1 protein-coding gene is annotated in these 9,233 nt (G+C 73.8%); it reads right to left on the bottom strand.

Going from position 1 to position 9,233, the window contains the following annotated elements:
• Positions 1-9,230 (bottom strand): SDR family NAD(P)-dependent oxidoreductase (locus tag ACH4UK_RS35850; protein WP_398363260.1); only part of this gene is annotated, 9,230 nt, incomplete at its 3' end.
• Between the last annotated feature and the right edge of the window lie 3 nt (positions 9,231-9,233).

The following is a 9,233-nucleotide window of genomic DNA, read 5'->3' as shown; positions in this document are numbered from 1 at the left end:
TCCACCGACTCCGCAGAAACACCTACCCGCTCATACACATCACGCAACAACCGCGACTGAGCAGCACCACTCGGAGCCGTAATCCCATTCGTCCGCCCGTCATAATTCACCCCGCTCCCCAACACCGTCGCATGCACCCGCTGACCATCCCGCTCAGCATCCACCTGCTTCCGCAACACCAACACCGCGACCGCCTCACCCGGCACCATCCCGTCCGCACGCCGGTCAAACGCCCGCAACACCCCCTCCGGCGACAACATCCCCGCGCCCGCCATCGCGTCATAACTACCCGGGTAGGAAAGAATGTTCGCGCCCGCGACAATCGCCGTGTCGCAATCCCCGTAACGAAGACTCAGGCATGCCTCGTGCAACGCCACCAGACCCGAAGAACACGACGTGTTGATCGCCATGCTCGGACCGGAGAGATTCAGGAAATACGCCAGCCGCGACGCGAGAATCGACGTCGCGTTCGCCGTGATGCTCTCCGATTCGTCGACCAGGAACCGGTAGTCGCCCTCCTCCACGCCGACGAAGACACCGACGCGGTCCCCCGCCACGGCGGGGTCGCCGTATCCGGCGTCCTCCAGGGCCCGCCACATCTCCTGAAGCAGCAACCGCTGCCTGGGATCCATCAGCTCGGCCTCGCGCGGCGAGATCTCGAAGAACAGCGGATCGAACTCCGCCACCCCCGGCATCTCCCCCATCGGACGGTCCGGACCCCAGGCCGGTGACCGCTCGGGCGACACCTCGCCCACCACGCTCCGGCCCTCGGCCAGGATGTCCCACAGCTCCGACACCGTGCGGGCACCCGGGAACCGACCGCTCATCCCCACGATCCCCACCGGCTCCACACCCGCCGCAACCCCCAGCGCCCCAGGCCCACGCACCACCGGCGCGACACGCCTCACCCGACGCCGAGCAGGCACCGCCGCCGCGACCGCCGCCGCTCCGGCGGCGCCGCCCTCCTGGTAGAACGCGCCCAGCACATCGCCGTACGCGTCCAGGAGGTGGCTGCTCAGGCTGTCCAGCGTCGGGTGACTGAAGAAGACGTCGGGCGTGAGTTCCACGCCGAAGCGCTCGCCCAGCACCCCCGCGAACTCGACCAGGCTGATCGAGTCGAAGCCGTAGTCCTGAAGGTTGACGCCGTCCTCGACCCGGTCCAGCGGCAGCTTCAGCAACTGCGAGACCGCGCCCTTGAGTTCCCGGTCGAGGCATTCGGCGACCGACCAGCCGGCCATCTCGACCCGCCGCCCGGGACCGGCGGCCACCTCGGCCCCGCCGTCCGGCGCAGGTGCGAGGTCCGCCGCCCCGGCGGTCTCCCATGTGAGGCCGCGCACCCGCAGCAGCACGGTGCCGTCCTCGGCGCAGACCGCGACGTCCTGCTCGGTGTCCCGGCGGTCGACCACGGCCCAGGCGGGCGAGCCGGCGCCCAGGGGCGCGAAGAGCACCTCGCGGGCCGTGGCCGGCCGCGACTCGGCGGCGACACATTCCTCCAGGGCGGTCACCAGTGCCAGCACCGGGTCCCCGGTGACGCTCAGCTCGATGACGCTCCCGCCGGCGGCGGCCCGGTCCAGGCGCTCCCGCCGGTCGGCGGCCCCCACCAGGGTGACGGTGCCCTCGGCGGTGATCAGCTCCTCGTCGTCGGCGGCCGGCTCCCCGTCGGGGGCGCCGGGCTGCTCGACATGCACGGTCCACTCGGCGTCGCCGGTCCTGGCCGGCCGCAGCGACACATGGACCAGGTGCCCGTCCTCACCCGCCGGGGGCCCCTCGTGCCAGGCGACGTCGGAGAGCCGCACCGTGTGCGTGCCCTCGTCCGCTCCCGGTACGGCCCGCAGCGCGGCGGCCCGTGCCATCTCCAGCTGCGCCGCCCGGGAGGGGAGGTCCGCCAGCCTGGAGGTGAAGCGCTGGCTCGCCAGGTCGGAGGTGTTCTCGTGCAGCAGCGGATGCAGGCGGCCCGCCCGGCCGGAGGACGCCGGGGCGCCGTCGCCGGTCGGCAGCCAGTAGGACTCCTCCGCGAACGGGTAGCCCGGCAGGCTGATCCGTGCCGGGGCGTCCCCGTCGCGGTACAGGCTCCGCCAGTCGACCGCCGAGCCGGCGACCCAGGCGGCGACCAGCTCGCCCGGTTCCCGGCGTCCGCCCGGGGCGGCGTCGGGCTCTCCGGCACGCACCGCGGCGGCATCGACCCGCCCGGCCGTCACGCCGTGTTCGGCACCGGAGCCGTCCAGGAAGGCGGCCAGCGTCCGCTCGGCCTCGTCCAGTCCGGCCGCGACGAAGCCCATCCGGTGCGGCATCGCCTCGCGCCCCACCTGGAGGGTGTAGCCGATGGACGGCAGGTCACCCTGCTGGTAACGGCCGGTGCGCAGGGCGGACAGCAGCCGCTCGGCGCAGACCCGCAGCCGTTCGCCCGTCTTGGCCGAGAGCACCAGCACGGCAGGACCGCCGGGCGCGGCCGGCACGGGGCGGGCCGGGAGGTACTCCGACACGATCAGGTGGGCGTTGGAGCCGCCCGCCCCGAACGAGGAGAGCCCCGCGACGCGCGGCAACTCCCGGGTCCGGCCGTCCGTCTCGACGACCGTCCGGTGCCACTTCTCCGCGGTCCGCTGCACCCGGAACGGGGTGGCCTCGAAGTCGATGAACGGGTTGAGCACCTCGGCGTGCAGGGACGGCACCAGGGTGCCGTGCCGCATCTGGAGCAGGATCTTCGTCAGTCCCGCGATGCCGGACGCGGCCTCCGCGTGTCCGATGTTGGACTTCACCGAACCGATGGCGCACGGCTGCGTAGCGGGTACGCCGTCGAAGGCGCGGCCCAGTCCGCGGATCTCGATGGGGTCGCCGAGCTTGGTGCCGGTGCCGTGCGCCTCGACGTAGCCGACGGCCCGCGGGTCGGTCTCGGCCTGCCGCAGGGCCGCCTCGATGACACCGCCCTGCGCGTTGGGGTTGGGCACGGTGTAGCCGTTGGTGCGCCCCCCGTGGTTGACGGCGGCCCCGCGGATCACTCCGTAGATGTGGTCGCCGTCGCGCACCGCCCGGTCCAGGGACTTGAGCAGGACGGCGCCGACGCCCTCGGCGGGCACATAGCCCTCGCCGTCGTCGCCGAAGGACACGCAGCGGCCGGCCGGGGACACGAACTGCCCCTGGGACAGCAGCAGATACTTGTTGGGGTGCAGGGCGAGGTTGACCCCGCCCGCGATGGCTACGCCGCTCTCGCCGCGTCGGATGCTCTCGCAGGCCTGGCTGATCGCGGTCAGCGAGGACGAGCACATGGTGTCGATGGCGAGCGACGGGCCGTGCAGGTTCAGGTGGTACGACACCCGGTTCGCCATGGAGGCGAAGTTGCCCGCGGTGGCGAGCGGGGTGCCCGCCGCCTGCTGGTCCACGCAGAGCAGCTGGTAGTCGGCGGTGGTCACGCCGACGAACACCCCGGCCGCGCCCCGGACGCCGTCCTGCGCTCCTTCGCCGCGCTCCAGGTCCCGGGGGGTGTATCCGGCGTCCTCGATGGCCGCGTACGCGCACTGGAGGAACAGGCGCTCCTGCGGGTCCATCATCTCCGCCTCGCGGGGCGCGATGTTGAAGAACAGCGGGTCGAAACGGTCCACGCCGTCCAGCCAGCCGCCCCAGCCGCAGGTGATGGCGTCGGCGAAGGCGCTCTGGTCCCACCGTCCGGCGGGGGTCTCGGTGACGCAGTCCCGCCCCTCGACCAGGTTGTCCCAGAAGACGTCGAGGTCGGCGGCCTGCGGGTAGCGGCCCGCCACCCCCACGATGGCGACGTCCAGGGGGCCGCCCGCGGACTGCGCGGGGTGGCGGGTGCGTCCGCGGCGGCTGACAGCGGCTTCCGCCACGACGGGCGCGACGGGCGCCGCGGCCGGTCCACGCTCCGCCGGCGCGGTCTCCACGCCCAGGGCGCGGGCGAGTTCGGCGGCGTGCGAGTCCCGGAGGTATCCGCCGAGTTCCGTGACGGTCCGGTACTCGAAGAAGAGCGTCTTGGGCAGGGTGCCCAGGTCGTCCTCCAGTACGTCGGTGAGCGCGAGGACGGTGATGGAGTCGATGCCGTACTGATCCAGGGACGCGTCCGCGTCGATGCTGCCGGCCGGGATCTTCATCTCCCGTGCCATCACCCCGGTCAGGTAGGCGACCACGGTTTCCTGGTCGATCGCCGTGGTCGGCGACTGCTCCCTGGGGGCGGTGGAAGCGGCGCCGGTGAGCCGGTCCACGGTCTCCGCGAGCCGGGCGGGGTCGCGCAGCGCCAGGCACAGCGTGTGCGGGGCGTCGCTGTCGAGTGCGTCGTAGAACGCGGCGATCCCCTCGGCGCTCGGGATGGGCACCAGACCCGTGTCGGCCTCCAACCGGGCCACGGCCTGCGGGTCGATCGTCATCCCGCCGTCGCGCCAGAGGGACCAGTCGACGGCGAGGGTCCGGCCGTGCCGGTCCCCCGCCCGCACCCGCTGCTCGCGGTGTACGGCGAAGTGGTCCATGAAGGCGTTGGCCAGGGCGTAGTCCGCCTGACCCGCGTTGCCGAGGCTGCCCGAGGTGGACGCGAAGCAGACCAGGAAGTCGAGATCGAGTGCGGCGGTGGCCCGGTCGAGGTTGACCAGCCCGTCGACCTTGGGCGCCAGCACCTCGCGGATGCTGTCGGGGCTCTTGCGGATGATGTAGGCGTCGCGGTTGATTCCGGCGCAGTGCAGGATGCCCAGCGGTCCGTCACCGGGCGCGGTGACGCCGTTCACCAGGTCGGTCACGGCGGCCTGGTCGGTGACGTCGGCCTGCCGGTAGCTGACGCGGGATCCGGTGCCTTCCCCGCCGAGCTCGGCCAGGGCGGCGTCCACGCGGCCGTCGCGGGCGCTGCGGCCGGTGAGGACGATCCGGGCGCCGGGTGCGTGGCGGACGATCTCCCGGGCGAGGAGCAGCCCGAGGCCGCCCGCGCCGCCGGTGATCAGATAGGTGCCGTCGGCCCGCCACGGCAGGGTGTCCGAGGACCGGTCGGCGCGGGGGGTGCCCGGCAGCGGCCGCCACCGGGACAGCGTCCGCCGGTCCCCGGCGTAGTGGACCTCGGCGGCGATCTCGGGGGCGTTCGCCTCGGCGTCCAGGAGGGCGGCCACCCGGGCGGGCAGCGCCGTGCCCCGGGTGAACGGCTCGTCCAGGGCCACGAGTTGCGCGACGAGCCGCGGGTTCTCGCGGTGGGCGCTCTTGAGCAGACCGCTGAGGCCGCCGTAGACGTGATGATCGGCGCCGCCGGGCACGACGACCTGGAGCAGTACCTCGTGGGCGGGCTTGCTCACCAGGATGCGCCGCACCTCGGTGAAGAGCTGTTCGGCGGCGCTGGTGTACCGCTCGGCGGTGTCCTCGCCCGCGGTGCTCAGCACGGTGATGTTCGCGGGTCCTGCGAAGGTCCCGGCGGCGGGGGCCGCGCCGGTGTCGCAGAGGACCACCTCGCGGGAGCGCCAGTCGCGCGGGGCGGCCCCGGCGGGCAGTGCGGCCTCGGCCCACTCCTGCCCCAGCAGCCCGGTCGTCGAGGAGGTCTCGGCGGGGGTGTCGGGGCCCAGGACGAGGCCGGTGAAGCGGACGGCGACCCGGCCGGAGTCCTCGCAGAGGTCGATGTCGAAGCGGTGCTCGTCCGTACCGGGCCCGGCGGTACGCCGCAGGACGGCCCAGGTCGCGGGCGCGGCGCCGAAGATCTCCGCCGAGTCCAGACCGGCCGGGGTCCCGGCCGCCGTGCCGATCGACGGGTCGCTCGCGGCGGCGGCCAGCAGCGCGTCGTCCAGCGCCCCGAAGGGCAGGACGACGTGGTCGTGCGCCGTGGTCCGCGGCAGCCGCACCACCACCAGGGCGGGGTCCTGGCGGGCCTGCTCGCGCAGCGCCTCCAGGTCGGTCTCCGGCGCCTGCGGGGCGGGGGCCGACCGGGTCGCGTCGCCCTGGCAGTGGACGGTGGTGTGGCGGGGGTCGGCGGTGCCGTCGCCCGAGAAGATCTCGAAGCCGATGTCGCCGCCGCGTTCCGGGATGACGGCGACATGCAGGTCGATCGTGCGGCCCGTGGCGCGGACCGGGCGCAGCCAGCGCACGGCGTGCAGCCGCACTCCGGCGGTGTCGGACTCGTTCTCCCGGGTCGCCTGGTGCACGGCCTCGCGGGCCATCTCCAGGTGCGCCGCCGCGGGCAGCCGCCGGTCGCCCTCCTCGCCGACGAGGAGTTCGTCGGCGGGCAGCAGTACGGAGCTGTAGCGCTGTTCCGTCAGGCTGGAGGTGTTCCGCTGCACCAGGGGGTGCGTGGGGCCCTGGTCCGTACCGGCGCCGCGGCTGCGGGACGCCGCCGGCCAGTGCCGCTGCCGGGCGAACGGGTACGAAGGAAGGGCGACCAGTGCGGGCGTCTCCTCGAAGAGGCCCTCGCCGCGCAGGTCGTAGCCCTGGCAGTAGAAGTCGGCCAGCGCCAGGAGCAGTTCCTGGTAGCGCTGGTCGTCCTGGCGGCGGCCCGGAGCCTCCGCCACCAGGTCACCGACGAGGCTGTGCGGGGTGAAGTCGCGGGTCACGGTGGACTGGTAGACCTTGCGGGGCTTCTCGCCGCGCGCCGCGTCCCGCAGCAGCCGTACGGCGTCGTCGAGGTCCTGCGCGACCACGGCGCAGCGGTGCGCGAAGTGGTGCCGGCCGGACATCAGGGTGTGGCTGACCGAGGCGAGGTATCCGGCCCCGGCGTCCGCGGCCCCCGCCAGGTGGTCGGCCAGGGCGGTCAGCGCCTCGCCGAGCGCCGGGGAGGTCTTGGCGGACAGCGCCAACAGGTAGGACGGGGAGGCGGGTTGCCGGTCCAGCCGCTCCCGTTCGGTGCGGGCCGTGACACCGGCCTCCAGCACCACATGGGCGTTGGTGCCGCTCATGCCGAAGGCGCTGACCGCGCCCCGCGCGGGCTGCGGGCCCTGCGGCCAGGCGCGCCGCTCCCGGTTGACGTAGAACGGGCTGTCCTGCCACCGGATGTAGTCGCTGGGCTGTTCGCAGTTGATGCTCGGCGGGATCGTCTCGTGCCGCATGGCCATCGCCAGCGCCATCACGCCGACCAGTCCGGAGGCCGCCTGGGTGTGCCCGATGTTGGGCTTGAGGGAGGTCAGCGCGCAGAACTCGCGGCGCTCGGTGCCGGAACTGAACGCCTCCGCCAGCGCGTTGATCTCGATCGGGTCGCCCAGCCGGGTGCCGGTGCCGTGGGTGACGACGTACTCCAGGGACTCCGGGGAGATCCCGGCGCGCTCGTAGACCTGTCGCAGCAGACGGCTCTGCGCGGCGCCGCTGGGGGCGGTGATGCCGTTGGTCCGGCCGTCGTAGTTGACGCCGCTGCCCAGTACGGTCGCGTGGATCCGCTGGCCGTCGCGTTCGGCGACACGGCGCTTGCGCAGGACCAGGACGGCGACCGCCTCGCCGGGCACCATGCCGTCCGCGCGCTCGTCGAAGGCCCGGCAGACCCCCTCGGGCGACAGCATCCCGGCGGCGGCCATCGCGTCGTAACTGCGGGGGTCCGCCAGGATGTTGGCACCCGCGACGATCGCGGTGTCACAGTCCCCGTAGCGCAGGCTCAGGCAGGCCTCGTGCAGGGCGACCAGGCCGGAGGAGCAGGTCGTGTTGATGGCCATGCTGGGCCCGGCCAGGTTGAGGAAATAGGCCAGGCGGGACGCGAGGATCGCGTTGCTGTTGGCGGTGACTCCGGCGTCCTCGCCGACCAGGTCGCGGAAGTCGCCCTCCTCGACGCCGACGAAGATGCCGACCCGGCTGTCGGTGAGCCGCCGGGAGCCGATCCCGGCGTCCTCCAGGGCGCGCCACATCTCCTGGAGCAGCAGCCGCTGCCGGGGGTCCATGGTCTCGGCCTCGCGGCCGGATATCTCGAAGAACAGCGGGTCGAACTCGGCGATGCCGGGCAGGGCGCCCATCCGGCGGCCGCCGCCCCAGGCGGGGCTGCGGTCGCCCGGCACCTCGCCGACCACGCAGTCGCCCTCGGCCAGGATGTGCCACAGCTCGTCGACGGTACGGGCGCCGGGGAAGCGGCCGCTCATCCCGACGATCGCCACCGGCTCCGGAGCGCTCCCGGTCTCCTGCTCCGCGCCTTCGGGCTCGGCGGCCCGCGCGGGGGCGCTCATGCGCAGCAGCCGCCGCCGGGGGCTGCGGCCGTCCTGCCCGGCCCGGGGCACCGTGCGCGGCCCGGGACCGGAGGTGGGCCGGGACGCCGCCCGTGGCGGCGCGGACTTCTGCCCCTCCCGGTAGAACGCCTCCAGCGCCGCGCGATGCGCGTCCATCAGATGGGCGCCGAGGCCGGTCAGCGTGGGGTGGCTGAAGAAGACGTCCGGGGTCAGCTCGATGCCGAGCCGCTCCCCCAGTACGCCCGCGAACTCGACCAGGCTGATCGAGTCGAAGCCGTAGTCCTGGAGGTTGGCGTCCTCGTCCAGCTTGGCCACCGGAAGCTTCAGCAACTGCGAGACGGAGTCCTTGAGTTCCCACTCCAGGCACTCCGCGACCGACCAGCCGGCCATCTCCACCCGCCGCCCCGGACCGGGCTCGACGGCCACGGCGGCGGCCTCGCCGGCGGAGCCGCCCTCCTGCGGCTGCGACGCGGCGGGGGTCTGCTCCTCGGCGGACACGCGCAGCCCGCGGAAGGCGACCAGGCTGGTGCCCCGCTCGTCCACCAGGTCGACGGAGAGCGTCGCCTCCCGGTGGCCCGACGGGACGATCTCCACGGCGCCCCGCACCGCCGCGTACCGGGCGAGTCCCGCGTAGGTGACCTCGTCGGCGCTCAGCAGCGCCACCTCGCGCCCGCCCCAGCCGCGGTCCCGCGCCACCGCGGCGAGGCACCGGGCGAACTGTCCGGGCACCACCACGGCGTCCGCGGGGCCGTCCGTCTCGCCGAGATCCACCAGGAGCGAGTCGGGGTGCGCGGGGGTCCCGTAGCGCTGGACGTCCACCCGGTCGGGCGTCGCCCCGGGCAGCACGGCGACGCTGCCGCCGCTGCCCGCCTCGTCGTTGGAGTCGGCGATCACCGCCCACCCGTCGCCGTCCGACCCGGGGTACAGGTCGACGTGGACCTGCTGGCCGGGGCCGACCACCACCGGCTCGCCCCACACCACGTTCGTCATCCGCACGACAGGGCCGGCGTCGCCGGTGAACTCCCCCTGTTCCTCGGCCGCGAGGATCACCGCTGCCCGCACCATCTCCAACTGAGCGGCACCCGGCAGAACTTTGGCACGCGAGGCGTCCATGGAGTTGAACATGTG

This window comes from Streptomyces sp. NPDC020884, from assembly GCF_044333935.1.
Classification (GTDB): Bacteria; Actinomycetota; Actinomycetes; order Streptomycetales; family Streptomycetaceae; genus Streptomyces.
The sequence above is the reverse complement of the archived record's forward strand: the minus strand, read 5'-3'. Positions and strand labels throughout refer to the sequence as shown.